Source organism: Listeria sp. LM90SB2 (genome assembly GCF_028867355.1).
Taxonomy (GTDB): domain Bacteria; phylum Bacillota; class Bacilli; order Lactobacillales; family Listeriaceae; genus Listeria; species Listeria monocytogenes_B.
Genome location: NZ_CP046449.1, coordinates 1441837 through 1460188 on the forward strand (window position 1 = coordinate 1441837; position 18352 = coordinate 1460188).

The 18352-nt window shown below is 36.5% G+C and carries 17 protein-coding genes and 1 riboswitch; of the genes, 4 read left to right on the forward strand and 13 right to left on the reverse strand.

Annotation, left to right across the window (positions count from 1 at the left end; all coding sequences use genetic code 11):
• Window positions 1-44: 44 nt before the first annotated feature.
• A complete protein-coding gene (locus GL301_RS07185; RefSeq protein ID WP_003725360.1) occupies window positions 45-1211 on the forward strand; it encodes a hydroxymethylglutaryl-CoA synthase in 1167 nt (388 codons plus the stop codon).
• 22 nt (window positions 1212-1233) lie between these two features.
• Here the strand turns inward: GL301_RS07185 and GL301_RS07190 are convergent, their stop codons facing one another.
• The 5 genes from GL301_RS07190 to murB form a co-directional block, all read right to left on the reverse strand.
• Window positions 1234-1833 carry a VanZ family protein gene (locus GL301_RS07190; protein ID WP_003727449.1) on the reverse strand — a complete coding sequence of 200 codons (600 nt, stop codon included), beginning with the start codon at window positions 1831-1833 and terminating at the stop codon, window positions 1234-1236.
• 69 nt (window positions 1834-1902) lie between these two features.
• Window positions 1903-3147 (reverse strand): MFS transporter, encoded by a 1245-nt coding sequence (locus GL301_RS07195; protein WP_070298278.1) that lies wholly within the window; start codon window positions 3145-3147, stop codon window positions 1903-1905.
• 18 nt (window positions 3148-3165) lie between these two features.
• Window positions 3166-4434 (reverse strand): alkaline phosphatase family protein, encoded by a 1269-nt coding sequence (locus GL301_RS07200; RefSeq protein WP_009917891.1) that lies wholly within the window; start codon window positions 4432-4434, stop codon window positions 3166-3168.
• A 63-nt stretch (window positions 4435-4497) separates the two neighbouring features.
• The gene (locus GL301_RS07205; RefSeq protein ID WP_003727446.1) at window positions 4498-5535 is read right to left on the reverse strand and encodes an AI-2E family transporter; all 1038 of its coding nucleotides are present in this window, start codon (window positions 5533-5535) and stop codon (window positions 4498-4500) included.
• A gap of 16 nt (window positions 5536-5551) precedes the next feature.
• A complete protein-coding gene (gene murB, locus GL301_RS07210; protein WP_021496014.1) occupies window positions 5552-6448 on the reverse strand; it encodes a UDP-N-acetylmuramate dehydrogenase in 897 nt (298 codons plus the stop codon).
• A 215-nt stretch (window positions 6449-6663) separates the two neighbouring features.
• Between murB and GL301_RS07215 the strand changes: the two genes are divergently transcribed.
• On the forward strand, window positions 6664-7650 hold the full coding sequence (locus tag GL301_RS07215; RefSeq protein WP_070298277.1) for an ABC transporter ATP-binding protein: 987 nt from the start codon (window positions 6664-6666) through the stop codon (window positions 7648-7650).
• Window positions 7647-9161 (forward strand): ABC transporter permease/substrate-binding protein, encoded by a 1515-nt coding sequence (locus tag GL301_RS07220; RefSeq protein WP_003725367.1) that lies wholly within the window; start codon window positions 7647-7649, stop codon window positions 9159-9161. The genes GL301_RS07215 and GL301_RS07220 overlap by 4 nt, the downstream gene beginning before the upstream one ends.
• 35 nt (window positions 9162-9196) lie before the next feature.
• On the opposite strand, the gene GL301_RS07225 is transcribed toward GL301_RS07220, so the two are convergent.
• The 8 genes from GL301_RS07225 to GL301_RS07260 form a co-directional block, all read right to left on the reverse strand.
• Window positions 9197-10027, reverse strand: a complete 831-nt coding sequence (locus GL301_RS07225; protein ID WP_003725368.1) for a hypothetical protein — start codon at window positions 10025-10027, stop codon at window positions 9197-9199.
• A 138-nt stretch (window positions 10028-10165) separates the two neighbouring features.
• On the reverse strand, window positions 10166-11512 hold the full coding sequence (locus GL301_RS07230; RefSeq protein WP_003721929.1) for an Nramp family divalent metal transporter: 1347 nt from the start codon (window positions 11510-11512) through the stop codon (window positions 10166-10168).
• Window positions 11513-11624: 112 nt separating this feature from the next.
• Window positions 11625-12296: an ABC transporter permease gene (locus GL301_RS07235; protein WP_003725369.1), complete on the reverse strand. Its 672-nt coding sequence runs from the start codon at window positions 12294-12296 to the stop codon at window positions 11625-11627.
• Window positions 12297-12310: 14 nt separating this feature from the next.
• Window positions 12311-13237, reverse strand: coding sequence for an osmoprotectant ABC transporter substrate-binding protein (locus GL301_RS07240; protein ID WP_003721931.1), 927 nt, complete (start codon window positions 13235-13237; stop codon window positions 12311-12313).
• Window position 13238: 1 nt separating this feature from the next.
• Window positions 13239-13895 carry an ABC transporter permease gene (locus GL301_RS07245; protein ID WP_003725370.1) on the reverse strand — a complete coding sequence of 219 codons (657 nt, stop codon included), beginning with the start codon at window positions 13893-13895 and terminating at the stop codon, window positions 13239-13241.
• A gap of 3 nt (window positions 13896-13898) precedes the next feature.
• Window positions 13899-15092: a betaine/proline/choline family ABC transporter ATP-binding protein gene (locus tag GL301_RS07250; RefSeq protein ID WP_070298276.1), complete on the reverse strand. Its 1194-nt coding sequence runs from the start codon at window positions 15090-15092 to the stop codon at window positions 13899-13901.
• A 292-nt stretch (window positions 15093-15384) separates the two neighbouring features.
• Window positions 15385-15945 carry an energy-coupled thiamine transporter ThiT gene (gene thiT / locus GL301_RS07255; RefSeq protein WP_003725372.1) on the reverse strand — a complete coding sequence of 187 codons (561 nt, stop codon included), beginning with the start codon at window positions 15943-15945 and terminating at the stop codon, window positions 15385-15387.
• A gap of 68 nt (window positions 15946-16013) precedes the next feature.
• A riboswitch (TPP riboswitch) is annotated at window positions 16014-16123 on the reverse strand.
• Between the two features lie 70 nt (window positions 16124-16193).
• Window positions 16194-16577, reverse strand: coding sequence for an MmcQ/YjbR family DNA-binding protein (locus GL301_RS07260; protein WP_003725373.1), 384 nt, complete (start codon window positions 16575-16577; stop codon window positions 16194-16196).
• A 139-nt stretch (window positions 16578-16716) separates the two neighbouring features.
• Between GL301_RS07260 and GL301_RS07265 the strand changes: the two genes are divergently transcribed.
• Window positions 16717-18318 (forward strand): ABC-F family ATP-binding cassette domain-containing protein, encoded by a 1602-nt coding sequence (locus GL301_RS07265; protein ID WP_003725374.1) that lies wholly within the window; start codon window positions 16717-16719, stop codon window positions 18316-18318.
• The last annotated feature ends 34 nt before the right edge of the window (window positions 18319-18352 follow it).

Here is an 18352-nt window from a genome sequence, read left to right on the forward strand (position 1 = left end):
ATTAAAGTACTTACAAATAAAATATAAAGGACTTGAGCTTACATATGAAAATTGGAATTGATAAAATAGGTTTTTATACTCCTGCATTTTATGTTGATATGGTAGAACTTGCTGAAGCTAGAAATATTGATCCTAACAAGTTTACTATTGGTATTGGCCAAGATAAAATGGCTTTTGCTCCGATTACGCAAGATTCAGTAACAATGGGCGCAAATGCAGCTTTACAGATTTTAGATGAAGAAGATTTGAAAAAAATTGATTTAGTTATTTTGGCGACAGAATCAGGAATTGATGAGTCAAAGGCTGGCGCGGTTTATATTCACCGTTTGCTAGGTATTCAGCCGTTCTCTCGTGCAATTGAAATAAAAGAAGCTTGCTACGGAGCCACTGCAGGAATTAATTTAGCGAAAGATTATGTTGCGAAACATCCTGATAGTAAAGTACTGGTTATCGGATCGGATATTGCTCGTTACGGCTTGGCAACTGGCGGCGAAGCAACTCAAGGAGCTGGAGCTGTTGCGATGGTTATTGCTGCTGATCCACGTTGTATCACACTTGAAGACGATAATGTGTTTTATACAGAAGATATTATGGACTTCTGGCGCCCTGTTTACTCTGAGTATGCATGTGTAGAAGGTAAATATTCGACGGAGCAGTACATTCACTTTTTCCAAACCATTTGGGAAAAGTATTCAGCAAAATTTGGCAAGAACTTAGAAGATTTTGCAGCTATTTGTTTCCACTTACCATATACAAAAATGGGTAAAAAAGCGTTAGATACTATTATTGAAACAGCTCCAACTGAGGTTCAAGAAAGATTGCTAGAAAATTATCGTCTAAGTACGCTTTATAGCCGCAATGTCGGTAATATTTACACTGGTTCCCTTTATTTAAGCTTTATTTCCTTGTTAGACAATCAAGCAGATTTACAAGCAGAGGATAAAATTGGCTTCTTTAGTTACGGGTCTGGTGCTGTTGGCGAGTTCTTCCATGGAGTGCTACAACCTGACTATAAAAAATATATCCGTAAAGATGAACATGCGGAATTGTTAGCAAACCGTACGAAACTTGCTATTCCAGATTATGAAACGAAATTCAAACAACAATTACCTAAAGATGGTTCGACGTTTGAAGTGGATCCTGCTAGTGACCCAGCAACCATTGTATTAACTGGTATTCAAGAGCATAAACGTCAATATATTAAAAAATAATCAAAAAACCGACTAGGCTAAATCAGCTAGTCGGTTTTACTTTGAGCTCTTTATATTTTCTTGGGGATAAAAAACGAATCACAATGTAGCCAAGCATGATACCACAAACATTCAGGAATACATCTCCGGTGTCAAAGAATCCTACATGTAGCATGTACTGCGCCCCTTCTACAGCGAATATCAACATTCCAGCTGATAGTAATGCGGTGAAAAAACCTAATTTTTTGAGTAAAAAACCAATTGGTACAAAGGCTAATACATTTCCTATGATAATGACGCGTAAATTACCTGATAAAAATGTATCAACAAACCCAAAAGTATCACTTGAAAATCCTTGCGTGTCGGAAGCCTTTCCGAATAACAAACAGAGTAGAATACTGAAATAAATAATGTAGCAAAAAACAAGTAATGCTTTATTTGTTTTCCAGTTTACTAATTGTACTGTGACAAAATAGAGTAATATCGCCGTGATGCCAACCGTAATGTAGCCCATATGACTAACTGTGGCCATTACGTGCTTTAAGTAAAAATAAAGCCATCCCTGAAACCAGGAAAAATACATCGTCACTGCAGCAAATATAGAAAGGATTGGTAAAATAAGAATTATAAAGTATCTTTTCATCCTGGCGTCCTCCTTTTCAAAGGCTACCTCAAGGATAACATGTGAAAATAAGGACTTTCTTAAAAGGGTTTAAAGATTTTCTAAGTTTTTCTCTTTTACGAACACAAATAAAATACCGCCAACGAGGAAAAGTACAATTAAACTAGCCACACCGTATTGCGTTTTTCCAGTAATTTGTGTGATTACACCCATAAGTGCGGGCCCCATGATTGCTGAAAATTTCCCGAAAATATTATAAAATCCGTAAAACTCATTCGAACGCTTTTTAGGAATAATTTTTCCGAAGAATGATCTACTTAATGCTTGAATACCACCTTGCGAAGTTCCAACTAACATCGCTAATATCCAAAAATCAAGTGCAGATTTCATGAAAACCGCATAAATACAAATAATAATATAAACAAAAATCGCGGTAAAGATAAGCGGTTTTGCACTGAAACGTTTGGCTAAGTATCCGTATAATAAAGTGAACGGAAATGCAACGAGTTGTGTCATTAAAAGAATTAAAATTAATGTCGTCTGAGAAATCCCAAGATCAACCCCGTATGATGTCGCCATGCGGAAAATTGTATCAACCCCATCTATGTAGAAAAAATAAGCAATTAAGAAGATAACAATATTTTTATGTTCACTAATGTGGCTAATTGTATGAAACAATCTTTTAAAACTAGTTCTGACTGGACGTTTCACCGCTGGAATATAGTGAATTTGATGAACGTTTTTCCACATGGGAATCGTGAAAAATAGCCACCAAAGCGCCGTCATCACAAAACCAATATTGACGAGTGCCACATCACTGATTGGCAAGATACCTGTCGCTTGGAAAATAATAAAGATAATAAAAGGAATACAACTTCCTAAATAACCATACGCATATCCGGCAGATGACACTCTATCCATCCGGTCGTTCGTTGTTACATCAATTAAAAAGGCATCATAAAAAATATTTGCGCCAGAAAAGCCAATTAATGAGAGTACATAGAACCCCAGTAACAATAGCCAGGCATCTGTGGGTATGAAAACTAATAAGAAAGTAAAGCCAATCCCGATGGCAGTAAAAATTCCGAAAAATCGCTTTTTAAAAAATTGATAATCTGCAATGGTTCCGAGTATCGGAGCTAATAATGAAATAAGTAATGTTCCAATAGAGTTCGCATATCCCCAGTACGCAGTCGATGTAGTGTCAGCAATCCCGGCACTCGCTGCTACCCCTTTAAAATAAATTGGTAAAATCGCAGTTGTTATCATGATTGAGTAGGCGGAATTCGCCCAATCTTGAAAAATCCAACTTTTCTCCTCTTTTGTATATGCCAAGTGTGTTTCTCCCCTTTTCTATTCAAATATCGCTTCTATGACAGAGCCAGCAGTATTTGGAAATTGTAAGTCCAAAATGTGTGCAAATGTAGGCGCTTCGTCAACTAAATGAGCATTGCTGATTTTGTCTCCTTTTTTAATGCCAGGTCCATTAAAAATAATCGTGGTTTTGTAATCTGGCTTTTTAGGAGAATAACCGTGAACTGCTTTATAGTAACCTGGTTTTCCAAGCATTTCATCAGTGACTTTTTCGTAAACCGGTCCATCTAAATCATCCATAAAATAAAAACCAGCCCTCCCTTCAACCATAAAAGTAGCATTAGGATCAGCACCACGAAGTGCTATTTCTTCTTTCGGCAAAATTTCTTCTATTTCAGCCATGTTTTGAAGTAAATGCTGGATTTCTTGATTATGTTGATTGTTTTTTGTGTAAATATAACTGGAACCGTCACAACTTTTAGCGTAGACATCCCATTCCGTAATCTTATCGTCCACTACGGTCATCCAGCCCTGTTCGGCAAAAAGGACATTTAGGCGTATGGCGTGTGTTACATTAATTTGATAATGATCACCTAGAATAGCAAAGACAGTATTTTCATAAATGCCAGCTTCTTTTGTAGCTTGGATAATCGCAGCTAACCGCTCATCGTGTCGTTTTAAGGCCGCTTTTGCTTCAGGGGAATCTACTCCGTGCGCATGTCGCATACTATCCATATCAACCAAATGTGTTAAAAGTAATCTTGGCCTTTTCGCTTTAATTGTATCAACTACGCTAGCTGTCAAAAATATATCTAAGTCTGGTTGGTTGATTCCCTTTCGCAGATGACCAAATTTTCGGTCCATATCTATTAAAAATAATGGTGAGCTAGCATGTAATGACACCATCATTTGCGTTAACCAAAAGCGATTTGGAAAAATTTCAGCAATATTATAATCAATTCCACTTTTTGCTGCAACCGGCCATAAAAAAGCAGCGGTCGTCATCCCTTTCTCTTTGGCTAAATCATAAAGTGTTGGTACTTGAATGGCTTTTTTATACCAATACCAATCAGGAGAATCTTTTTCAGGTTGAACTTTTGTGTTATTAATAATCCCATGAGTTGCGGGATAATGCCCCGTGATAATACTTGTGTGCGCTGGATATGTCAGTGATGGATAAATGGTTTCAACTTCTTGGATGTGAGTTCCTGTCTTAATTAATTCCCGTAAAACGGGCAAATCTGTCGTATCTTTTAAATCAAGTGCTCCAAGTGCGTCTAATGAAATCACAAAAAGATGTTTTTCCATTATTTTCTCCCCCTTCAAAAAAACAGGGATTTTCCAGAAAATCTGGAAGAACCCCCGTGTGAATTACGTATGACTGATTGTGTCCTTTGGCTGTTCGATTTCTTCTTGATTCGTAACGCCGAGCACATCTAAGAAGAACATCACAACTGGAATACCAACGATTAATCCCCAAATACCGAAGAAATGCTCTCCGAAAATAAGAATAATGAAAGTATAAAAAACTGGTAAATTTGTTTTCGCTGACATAAGTTTTGGATTAAGGACATAAGATTCGAGTGCATGGATAATAATAACAACGACTAAAATGTAGAAAATGTATTCCACGCCGCCGATAGAATAACCAATGATAGTTAACGGGACAAGAGAAATAATCACCCCTGCCACTGGAATCAAACCAAGCAAAAACACCATTATGGATAAAGTCATCAATTGCGGGAAACCTAAAATCCAAAGTGCTATCGTCGTTAAAATGGCATTCACAAGCGCAATGATAAATTGTGCTTCAATAACTTTACCAAAAGTAGCAACAAATTTGGATCCAAAGAACTTCACTTCTTCATAGATAAAACCAATTTTACTAGTAGAAAATTGATTCGTGAATGAAACTAAATGTTCTTTTCCTAGTGAGAAAAATAGACTTAACATTAGTGCGATAAAGACGTTCATCAATACAGTTCCCACATTAGTTAAATAAGTTAATATCATTGAAACACCCTGTTCTGTGTATTTCATAATATCAAATTGATTCGCTAAACTAACAATGTAATTAATGAAGTCATTGTTGCTATCTGTCGTTAAGAAAGTATTTCCGAATTTCACTAGTTGATTTATTTGATCCGCTAAGACAGGAATGTACTTAACAAATACGAAGATGATAACTGCGGCGATTAAAACATAAAGTAACAACACAATAATTTGCCGATAAATGGAGATTCTCCGTAAAATAAAATTCTCTAAACGTGTAATAAGGTAAGAAAAAATGAATGTTAGTAAAATAATATTCATTTGGCTTCTTAATAAGTATAAAACGAAGGCAATTAATATAAATACGCCAACTCGCCGCACACTACGATTTTGTAAAAATGAACTAAGCTCTTTCAAAAATGGATGCCCTCCTCTATTTATCTTCGCCTATGATTTTAACTTCTGTTTCTAACTCTACATCAAATTTCTCGCGAACCGTTTGTTGGACGTAAGCAATTAAATTCATGTAGTCAGTCGCAGTTGCCCCACCGATATTAACGATAAATCCAGCATGTTTTAAAGAAACTTGCGCGCCGCCAATAATATGGCCTTGCAAGCCACTATTTTGAATTAATTTACCCGCAAAGTGACCTGGTGGACGTTTGAATACACTACCACAAGATGGATACTCTAATGGTTGTTTAGCTTCACGTGCTGCAGTAAGTTCATCCATTTTTGCTTGAATTAGGTTTTTTTCTTCTAAGGCCAAAGAAAAAGTAGCATCTAATACGATGTAATTTTTTTCTGCAATAGTACTAAAGCGATAAGCTGCTTTTAGTTCTGAACGTTTTAGTTTTTTTAATTCACCTGTTTGTGTCAGCACGGTTGCAGCTTCTAAAACATCACTAATTTCGCCTCCGTATGCTCCTGCATTCATATGTAGTGCTCCCCCAATAGATCCGGGAATACCACAAGCAAATTCAAGTCCGCTTAAGCTTTCATCTAAAGCGAATTTTGCTGTATCAATGAGTTTGGCACCACTCATGGCGATAATTTGGGTATTGTTTCTTTCAATGGTTTGTAGTAAATCAAGATGTAAAATAACGCCGCGAATTCCGCCGTCTTTAATGATTAGATTGGAACCATTTCCGAGAATAGTAAGAGGGATTTTATTTTGGTGACAGTAGGCCACCACTTCTTGCGTCTCTTCTATTGTTTTTGGCATAACGAATACGTCTGCCGCGCCGCCTGTTTTTGTATAGGTATACTTAGACAACGGTTCATTTAATTTAATCGCTATATGCGGAAACTGTGTTTGTAAGTTATTCATTATTTATTTCAAACCTTTCATGGTTGTAGTTTAAAAATCACTTCCTTTATTTTATCATGGAACCTCTCTTTTACAAAGAATTCCATAGTTTTTTTCTTAAATTAGGAATATTTAGGGATGATTTAGGGTAATTGGATGATATGTTCTTGAGTAATATAATTAAAAATGTTATGATGTAGAACATACGTTTGATTAAAAAGGAAAGGGATGAAAAAATGATTCGTTTTGATAATGTATCCAAAAAATACAGCGATGATAAAACAGCAGCAGTAAATAATGTAACTTTGGACATAAAAGACGGCGAGTTCTTTGTTTTCATCGGACCGAGTGGTTGCGGGAAAACAACAACACTAAAAATGATTAATCGCTTGATTCCACTGACAACTGGAACCATTTATATTAATGAAAAGCGAATTAGTGATTATGATATTCATGAACTTCGCTGGGATATCGGCTATGTTTTACAACAAATTGCGCTCTTTCCTCACATGACTATTGAAGAAAATATCGCTATCGTTCCGGAATTAAAAAAATGGAGCAAGGAGAAAATTCATGACCGGATTACGGAATTATTAGATAGTGTTGGCTTGGATCCTGAAAGTTATCGTCATCGCAAACCAGCTGAATTATCTGGTGGTGAACAGCAACGGGTTGGTGTTGTTCGTGCCCTTGCAGCAGATCCTGGAATTATTCTGATGGATGAACCTTTTAGTGCACTTGATCCGATTTCTCGCCAACGTTTGCAACAAGATATTTCTGCGCTTCAAAAGAAAATCAAGAAAACGATTGTATTTGTTACCCATGATATGCAAGAGGCTTTAGCACTTGGTGACAGAATTTGCGTAATGCAAGGCGGTGAAATTGTCCAAGTAGCAACACCACAAGAAATTATGAAAAATCCAGAAAATGACTTCGTTAAAGATTTCTTAGCATCTGGACATGCTTTCAATACGCCAATTTTAGAAGCAAACTTTACGGTGAAGGACTTAATAGAAGCTGACCTGTTTTATTCGTATCAAACTAGTGATGGCACACTTGGAATTTCATCAGCGGAGCCTGTCGAAAACCTTGTTCGGCGAATCGCGGAAGAACAGTCAATTCCTGTCACAGACGAAGCAGGTAATTTTATCGGTACAGTTTCAAATAAACATGTGATGCAATTCTTAGCGCGTCATCTGAAAAGTTCAGGTGAGCTTGTATGAATACTCTTATAGATACATTTACTGTCCGTAAAGATGAACTATTCACAGCTTTAGTACAACATATTCAAATTTCCTTTGTCTCTCTTTTTATAGCGGTGTTAATTGCCTTACCTCTTGGGATTTATTTAACTAGACATAAGCGTCTCGCTGAACCAATTATTCAAGTAGCCGCTATTTTTCAAACAATTCCTTCTCTGGCACTACTTGGTTTGTTAATTCCGCTCGTTGGTATTGGGATAGTTCCAGCGATTATTGCGCTTGTTATTTACGCCCTCTTACCTATTTTAAGGAATACATATACTGGGATAAAAGAAGTCGACCCAGCCCTTGTTGAAGCCTCACGCGCAATGGGAATGAACAAATGGAAAAGATTATACAAAGTACAACTTCCTCTTGCTATGCCAGTAATTATGGCTGGTATTCGTACAGCGATGGTATTAATCATCGGTACAGCGACACTTGCTGCCTTAATTGGTGCAGGTGGACTCGGGGACTTGATTTTACTAGGGATTGACCGCAATGATAATAGTTTAATTCTATTAGGTGCAATTCCAGCAGCGTTACTAGCGATTTTGTTTGATTTCTTACTACGTTTCCTTGAAAAAGCATCTTTTAAAAGCACGATTATTACGATTTCAGCAGGTATCTTATTAACTGCCGCAATTATCGTCGTTCCTTATTTTGCGTCTGATAAAAAAGAAATTACGATTGCAGGTAAATTAGGTGCAGAACCAGAAATTTTGATTAATATGTACAAACTAGTTATTGAGGACGAAACAGATTTAAAAGTTAATGTGAAGCCGAATATGGGTAAAACGAGCTTCGTTTTTAATGCATTAAAATCAGGTGATATTGATATTTATCCTGAATTTACAGGAACAGTGCTAGAGACATTCTTAAAAGAAAATGCAAAAACACATGATCCTGAAGAAGTGTATACGCAAGCACGTGATGGTTTGGCAAAAGATTTTAATATGTCTTATTTAAAACCGATGAAATATAATAACACCTATGCTCTTGCGGTTTCACCAGAATTTGCAAAAGAAAATAATTTAGAAAAAATATCTGATCTTGGCCCAGTATCTGACCAAGTAAAAGCTGGATTCACACTGGAGTTTAAAGACCGTTCGGATGGTTATAAAGGCATTCAAGATAAATATGGTCTCACATTCTCTAACTTGAAAACAATGGAGCCAAAACTGCGATATAATGCAATTAAATCTGGAGACATCAATTTACTAGATGCTTACTCAACAGATAGTGAACTCGCCCAATATAAATTAAAAGTCCTAGAAGACGATCAGCAGCTCTTCCCTCCTTATCAAGGTGCACCGCTTATGCTGACAAAAACATTAGAAAAATACCCAGAACTGAAAAAACCATTAAATAAACTAGCTGGGAAAATTACAGATGATGAAATGCGTAAAATGAATTATGAAGTGAATGTAAATGGCAAATCAGCTTATACAGTTGCCAAAGACTATTTGAAAGATCAAGGTATTATTAAATAAAAAAGCGAAGTGGTTTTTACGCCACTTCGCTTTTTTTATTGTCTAATTAAGTTTTTGACTTTATTAATGTTTGGTTTGTAAAAACGACAATGTGTTTCAAATTCTTTGTTGAATTCAGCAGCTCTTTGGGTTAGTGATTGCTCGTGATCAAGCATCAAGCCTTCTTCAAGTAGTGGTCTAAGTGAAATAATTTGATCGAAAACAAGACCGGCATTTGTGTCACTTAGAACAGATACCATTTTACTTAACGCTTTTTGTTTGTCAGTAGGTAATTCTTTTTGATGAAGATGGAACCATTTTGCTAATTGTTTGCGATTTTTTCGGGTTGCTTCTAAATAAATACTTTGCGCATAAGCTGCTTTAGCAAATGCAATCGATAAATTTTCAGCGGATTCCCAGTCTTCTTCTAGAATTTCACCTTGCATTTTGATTTTTTGATTGAGTAGAGTAATATCTTCTTGATAAACATCCATTTTGCGTTGTTGTTGCTTATAAACCTCCATCGCTAAATTAAGTTCATCAATAGTTGGCTGCATTTTTTCACCAAAAATAGTATTATCATTTAAAATCAATTGTGTTTGCTCTATTTTTTCAGCAATAATGCTATCGCGTTCTTTGATTACATGTGCGCGTTTGCCTAAGTATTCAAAATAGAAATTATACTTTTGAATGCGATTAACTACTGCTTCTGCTTCTTTCACTGTGGCTGGTTCTTCTTGTGAATTTAATACTGTCACACCAGCTACTTTACTTAATTTAGTATAAATAATAATTGTGAAAACTTCTCCGCTCAAATTGATTGTGTACGGTAGTTTATGTTGCTGTTCTAAAAGCCTTTTATGTTGTTTTAATAGTTTATCCGTCATCGTTAATCAACACCTTTACTACGCCATTAGTATTATATAATTCAATTATATAGTATAAAGATGAAAATTTCGAGGGAAAGAAATGAGAAAATTATTTTTAATTGTTTACATAATATAATTATTGTCTTCTTCCCTTATTTATAATGACGTCAAAGTATAAAATAACAAGTAGATGTTTAAGACTGCAATAAAAATGGCGACAGCCCAAGAAATGATTTTTAACCATGTTGGATTGACGAATTCGCCCATCTTTTGTTTATCACTTGTGAACATAACTAATGGGATAACTGCGAACGATAATTGCATTGATAGAATAACTTGGCTAAAAATGAGTAGTTCATTGATACCATTTGCCCCGTAAAGTGCTGTGATAATAACAGCTGGAACGATTGCAAGTACACGTGTTAACAAACGGCGCACTACTGGTTTTAAACGGATATTAAGGAAACCTTCCATGACGATTTGACCAGCTAATGTTCCTGTTAAAGTAGAATTTTGCCCTGATGCGAGTAATGCTACTGCAAAAACAGTGCTGGCGATACTGCTTCCAAGTGTTGGATTGAGTAATTTGTAAGCATCCTCAATACCAGCGACATTATGCTGACCGGTCGTATAAAAAGCGGCAGCCGCTAAAATTAAAATCGATGCATTGATTAATAATGCAATCGTTAAAGAAAAAGTGGAATCGATAAAGGAAAAACGAATCGCTTCTTTCTTCCCTTCTTTTGTTCGAGCGTATTGTCTGGTTTGAACAATAGATGAATGCAAATATAAATTATGTGGCATCACTGTTGCCCCAAGAATACCAAGTGCAATATAAAGCATAGCTGGATTAGTAACAATTTCTGATTGTGGAATAAAACCTTTTGCTATTGCTTGCATATCAGGATGAGACATCACCATTTCCGCACCAAAACATACAAGAATCGTAACCATTAAAGTAATAACAATAACTTCTATGTAGCGGAAACCTTTATGTTGTAAAAATAATACGAGAAAAATATCTAATGCAGTAATACAAACTCCCCAAATTAATGGAATCCCAAATAGTAAATTAAGCGCAATCGCACTACCGATGACTTCTGCGATATCTGTTGCTATAATCGCTAATTCAGCTAAAATCCAAAGAACGAATCCAAATGGTTTAGAAAAGTGATCACTTGAAGCTTGGGCTAAATCGCGACCGGTGACAATGCCTAATTTTGATGCAAGTGATTGTAATAAAACGGCTAGAATATTAGAAATTAAAATAACGGATAACAATGTGTAACCAAATTCTGACCCGCCGGCAATAGAAGTTGCCCAGTTCCCTGGATCGACATAGCCGACCGCAATAAGTGCACCTGGCCCCATAAAGGCAAATAATTTACGGAAAAATTTTGCGTTTTTAGGAATAGCTACGGAATTATTTACTTCGCTTAAGCTGGGAGCATTCTGTGCTTTTCTCCAGCTTTGTTTTGTACGTTCTGTTTTATCCTTTTTCATGCTCCCTGACCTTCTTTCGTTTATGATAAAAAGTTTACTACGGGAAACATTCTTTGTCAAACGAAAAACACAACCGTTTTATAGAAATGATAGGTTGTGTTTTCGTATATTTTTATAAGGCTTCAGTTAGTGATTTTCTTTTGTTTTTAACTGGGTTTAGTGTGCGTTCGACCCAACCGAGAAGTACATCGGCTAATATGGCCATAACTGCGGTTGGGATAGCACCAGCTAAAATGATAGCAGTACCATTTGTTGCATTTGTTCCGCGTACAATAATATCACCGAGACCTCCCGCTCCAACGAATGTCCCAATTGCCGCTACACCAATAGCAATAACAAGTGCATTTCGAATACCTGCCATAATAACAGATAATGCGAGTGGCATTTCTATGAGGCGTAGTACTTGCCATTTTGTCATCCCCATCGCTTTACCAGATTCTAAAAGTGCGCCATCAACGTTTCTAATGCCCGTATAGGTGTTTTTTAGAATTGGTAGTAAAGAATATAGGAATAAGGATAAGACGACTGTATTCGTCCCTAAGCCCATTATAAGCATAAGTACGGCTAACATTGCTAGTGCCGGAATTGTTTGGATGATATTAGCGATTTGGATAACCCAGCCAGCTAAGCGTTTTTTTCTTGCAATATATACTCCGAGCGGTATTGCGATGATTGCTGCGAAGATAACTCCGTAAGCACTCATCAAGAAATGCCGCCAGAACTCTTCCATGACATAACTTCCATTTGTTTGGTAATAATCAATTAATTGTTTTAATGTGTCCATCTTTTGGCACCTCCTTAGTTTTTACCTTCAAAGTAATTATTTTTTTGCAAGAATTCTTGCGCTACGATGGACGGTTCTTTCAATTTGCCATCCGCTTCATAATTAAGTTTTTGCATTTCTTCTGTCGAAATTTTACCTTTTAATTTATTGATAGTCGTTTTTAATTCTGGATGTTTCTTTAAAATTTCATCTGTTGCTAGAGCTGAAGCATCATATGGTGGGAAGAATTTTTTATCATCTTTTAATAGTTTTAAATTGTAAGTTGGGATACGTCCGTCTGTTGAATAACCAAGCGCCACATCCATTTGATTGTTTTTAAGCGCTGTGTAGATTAAGCCAATTTGCATTGGAAATATTTTCTTGAATTCAATATCATAGGCTTTTGAAAATGCTTTATAGCCATCGCCTTCACGTTCCATCCAAGAATTATCGACACCAGCTGTGAGCTCATTTTCTACTTTTCGCATATCACTTACGGTGTTTAAATTGTATTTTTTCGCAGTGTCTTGGCGTACCATAAACACATACGTATTAGCAAAGCCGTAAGAATCAAACCAGGTTTGGTGGAAACGTTCTTCAAAACCTTTCTTAACAGCTGCTAAAGCTTTTTCTGGATCTTTAATTGCTTCTTCACCAAGTGGACCAACTAAATCTGTACCGGTATATCTTGTTGCAGTAATATCTACATCCCCATTTAACATCGCTTGGTGCTGAACGATAGTTGATCCAAGGTTGTTGACGATTTCTACTTTTAGGCCAGTATCATGTTCAATTAATTCTTTTAAAATATTCGAAACGATTTGAGATTCAGTTGTTGCCATTGCACCGATGCGAATAGTATCTTTGGAACTGCCTCCAAGTCCTGGTAAAGAACAGCTAGATAAGAAAAGAGAACTAGTTAGTAGTAATACGCTGAATAACGCGATAAATTTTTTCTTCATGTTATTCTCCCCCTTCCCGAGCTTCACGGATGGCTTTTGGAGTTAGACGATATTCTAATTTTCCAAGCGCGAATTCTACTACAAGGGCTAAAATGGTAACAGGAATTGCCCCACCAAGAATTAAATCGGGGCGGTATAAGTTTAAACCATTAAAAATAAAGTCTCCTAGTCCACCAGCTCCAATGTAAGAAGCAAGCGTTGCCCAAGCGATAACATATACTGCAGATAAACGAATACCAGCCATAATAACGGAAATGGAGTTAGGAATTTCGACATTAATAATTAGTTGCCAATTCGTCATCCCCATGCCGCGACCAGATTCAATTAAATTTTTGTCGACTCCTCGAACACCAATAAACGTGTTTCGTAAAATTGGTAAAAGTGCGTAAATAAATAACGCAATAATCGCTGGTAATGTACCAACACCAAGAAACGGAATAATAAACGCCAAAATGGCAAGAGAAGGAACGGTTTGCAAAACACTAACAACACCAATTACAAAATTTGCTACTTTTGGTGAGCGTGTAAGTAAAATCCCAGTTGGTACTGCAACCGCAATACCTAAAATAACAGCAGATAAGGAGATAAATAAATGTTGCCATGTTTGAACAAGCAAGTTATGGCCGTTTTCTTGAAAAAAAGTAACAATTGCGTCCATAGCTTATCCCTCCTGCTTCATTTCTGGTTCTGTCGTTTTGGAATCCGCCTGTTCCTCCTGATTTTCTGTCGCATCTTCTACCGTACCCCAAATGGAGTCATACACGATATCCACTAAGCTGGCACGAGTAACAATTCCGACAAGTCGTTTATCTTTATCCACTACAGGAATGTATTTATAGCCGCGTTTTAGAATCCGTTGTACAGTATCGCGAAGCAAGGTATCTTCATACACATAAAAGACATTTTTCTCGATGATATCCATGACAGAAGTTGCCGTACGACGATTTAAATCAATTTGCTCTACATCGATAAATCCTTTCAACACGTTACCTTCATCGACAACAAGTAATGTATCTACTCGTTTCTCTTTCATCACAGTAATCGCAGCTTGGAGTGATTTGTCCGCTGTAATAGAGACTGGATTTGTGTTCATGATTTGTGCTACTTGTGTAACTTCTGGTTTCGCTTCAATTAAGCGATCTTTACCGATGAAATCTTCTACAAACGAATTCGCAGGGTTACGCAAAATTTCATCTGGAGTATCAAATTGAACAATTTCACCAGCTTTCATAATGACGATACGGTCCGCCAGTTTAATCGCTTCATCCATATCATGGGTAACAAAAATAATCGTCTTGCCAAGTTCTTTTTGCAAATTTTTGAATTCTTCTTGTAGGGAATCACGAGTAATTGGATCTAGTGCTCCAAAAGGTTCATCCATCAGAATTAAGTTTTGCTCTGCTGCAAGCGCTCTTAAAACACCGATACGTTGCTGCTGTCCACCACTTAATTCGTAAGGGTAACGGTCCAAAAACTCTTCTGGTAAATCTACTAATTTAATTAATTCTTTTGCCCGTTCTTGTTTTTTCTCTTCGGACCATTTAAGTAATTTTGGTACAAGGACGATATTTTCACGAATCGTCATATGTGGCATCAAGCCAATTTGCTGAATAACATAACCAATAGAACGTCTTAGTTTGACGGGATCTTCCGCCATGATGTCTTTATCATTAATAAATATTTTTCCTTCTGTAGGTTCAATAAGCCGGTTAATCATCTTCATTGTTGTCGTTTTCCCACAACCACTTGGACCGATAAAACAAACAAATTCTCCTTTATCGATGTTTAGTGTTAGATCATTAACTGCTTTTTTGCCCCCTTTATAAGTCTTTGTTACGTGTTCGAATTTTAACACGCTTACACACCTCCATTTTTTCTTTACCAATACCAAAAAAATTGGCAATCGGTAACTAATTTCCCTAACTAGTATAGATTTAAACTTTTTAAATACAAAAAAACAGCTTAAAGACAGTGTTACATTCAAACGGAAGTTACTAAACAAGATGATTTCGTACTTGTGGCACGTGTGACATCGATGCTAAACTCGTAATCGTGAAAATGAGCATTGTAATAAGCTGCAATATAGTATTTATTTAATTATAACACACTTAAAAAGGCCCAAAAGCAATTGCTTCTGGACCTTTTGGTTATTTTGGTAAAAATAATTTTGGTGAAGTCTTCAATAATATCGAAATAATGATACCTGAAACAAGGACGGTACCAAGGCAACTAGCTCCATTCATCACGATTGAAAATAGTTGTGCTCCCCAACCTTGAAATGCATAAGCACCCCAGAATAATACTCCTGCGACATAGTGCCAAAAATATCGAGCTACTCCTCCAATAATCATGGTTCCCCACGCCCATTCAATTGCTTTTTTGAGTTGATTAGCAGCTAAATTACTTCGAACTTGCTTGCTAAAGACACCGCTGAAAGCAATAAAACTGAATGCCAAAATATACTCAATAATTGCCTGGGAGGGCATTAATATATATGCCTTACCTGTTAAGAAATGTAGTAACCCCCATAACAATCCTGCAAATCCAGCCGCCCAAAAACCGCGTCGAATCGCGATAACATACATTGGAATCATTCCAAGCGAGATGGAAAAACTGGAACCAATGTCTAGCGGGATGAAACTTAATACCATCGCAACTGCAGCAAAGATAGCACACTCAAGTAAAATGATTAATCGTTTGTTTTGCATAAAAAATAAACTCCCCTCTTCTTTTTGGTCAAAAACGTACCCCAGAAGAAAGCAGTTTCTATTGTTAGAAATGCAATCGCCACAATCCCTACGCTCGTATTAACGAACAGGTTCAAAGGGTCAGAATCCAAAAACATGTGGACTCAATCTCAGCTAAGAAGCCCCCCCCTGTGGTAACGTCTATGAAATTATCGTACAACAATTATTATAGCATGCACTTCTTTTTTGTAAAGAATTATTTGTTTTCTTTAATCATTTGCAGAAAATTTTACAGTATTTTGTGCTTTTTTCGGTAGTTTATCAAAAATAAGCTGATAACTATTTTTGATTAAGGCAAATTCAGTTTCTGCTTCCACATCGTAATTTTCATTTATTACAAGTGTAATCCAATGCTTTTTATTTAAATGGTAACCTGGTTTTATGCTCAAATATTCATCACGCAACAAATCAATTCTTTCAGGCTGACATTTAACGCTAACATATAAATCCCCGTGATACATATGTATGAGCGCAAATATCTTCCCACCAACTGTTAAAGCGTGCGTTTTTTTATCAAACGGAAATGTTTCTTTGGCAGCTTGCAAAGTCAGACAAAGCGCGACTTTTTCTTGTAAAATTTGTTCGTAATTCATCCGGCTCTCCTCCTTATTTTGATATTATAACATTTATTTATGTGTGTATGCTTTCTTTGCTACACTAACCATGTTAAAATAGTAGTAATTGTGCTTTTTCTGATTTCAAGAAGAAGTAACTTAGTATTGGAGGAAGAAAATGTTAACTGTAAATAATGTTGGCTTACGCTACGGCGATAAAAAGCTATTTGAAGATGTTTCGATTAAATTTTTACCAGGTAACTGTTATGGTCTTATTGGAGCGAATGGTGCTGGTAAATCAACGTTCCTAAAAGTGCTTTCTGGCGAGCTTGATTCACAAAGTGGTAATGTGCATATTGGTTCAGGTGAGCGTCTAGCTGTCCTTCGCCAAGATCATTTTCAGTATGATAATGAACTAGTTCTTAACACAGTAATCATGGGACATGAACGTCTATACAAAATTATGGACGAAAAAAATGCCATTTATATGAAAGAAGATTTCAGTGATGAAGATGGTATCCGCGCTGCAGAACTAGAAGGCGAATTTGCTGAATTAGATGGTTGGGAAGCAGAATCTGACGCTGCTGTTTTATTAAACGGACTAGGTATCCCTACTGACTTACACGGAAAACTTATGAAAGATTTAACTGGTGGAGAAAAAGTGAAAGTGCTTCTTGCACAAGCTTTATTCGGTAAACCAGATATCTTACTTCTGGATGAGCCTACCAACCACCTTGACATCCGTGCGATTCACTGGTTAGAAGAATTTTTAATCAACTTTGATAATACTGTTATCGTAGTATCCCATGACCGTCACTTCTTAAATAAAGTGTGTACGCACATTGCGGATCTTGATTTCAGCAAAATTAAATTATATGTCGGAAACTATGATTTCTGGTATGAATCAAGCCAATTAGCTCAAACAATGATGGGCGATCGTAACAAGAAAAAAGAAGAAAAAATGAAAGAATTACAAGACTTTATTGCTCGTTTCAGTGCGAACGCATCGAAATCAAAACAAGCAACAAGTCGTAAAAAAATGCTCGAAAAAATCACGCTGGAAGATATTCAACCTTCTAGTCGTCGTTACCCTTTCATTCAGTTCAAACCAGACCGTGAAGTTGGAAATGACCTTCTAACAGTAACAAACTTGTCTAAAACAATCGATGGTGTGAAGATTCTTGATAATCTTTCTTTCTCGATTAATCGAAATGACAAAGTTGCTTTAGTTGGCGATGATGAGGTTGCTAAAACAGTTCTTTTCCAAATCCTTGCTGGTGAAATGGAACCTGATGAGGGTAGTTATAAATGGGGAATTACAACAAGCCAAAGCTATTTCCCGAAAGATAACTCAGAGTTCTTTGAAGAAAACGACATGAGTCTTGTAGAATGGTTACGTCAATTCTCTCCAGAAGATGACAGTGAAGCATTCTTACGCGGCTTCCTTGGTCGTATGCTATTCAGTGGCGATGAAGTACTTAAAAAAGTACGCGTCTTATCTGGTGGAGAAAAAGTTCGTTGTATGTTATCCAAAATGATGCTTTCAGGTTCTAACGTTCTTTTACTAGACGAACCTACTAACCACTTGGACTTAGAATCCATTACAGCATTGAATAACGGCTTGGAAGCATTTAAAGGCGCAATGATTTTTGCTTCTCATGATCATCAGTTATTACAAACAATCGCAACGCGCATCATTAACTTATCAAAAGACCAATTTTACAATAAAGAAATTTCTTATGATGAGTATCTAAAAGAAGTAATGAACGTAGCAGAATAATGACAAAAAAACAATATCCCATTTTCGGGATATT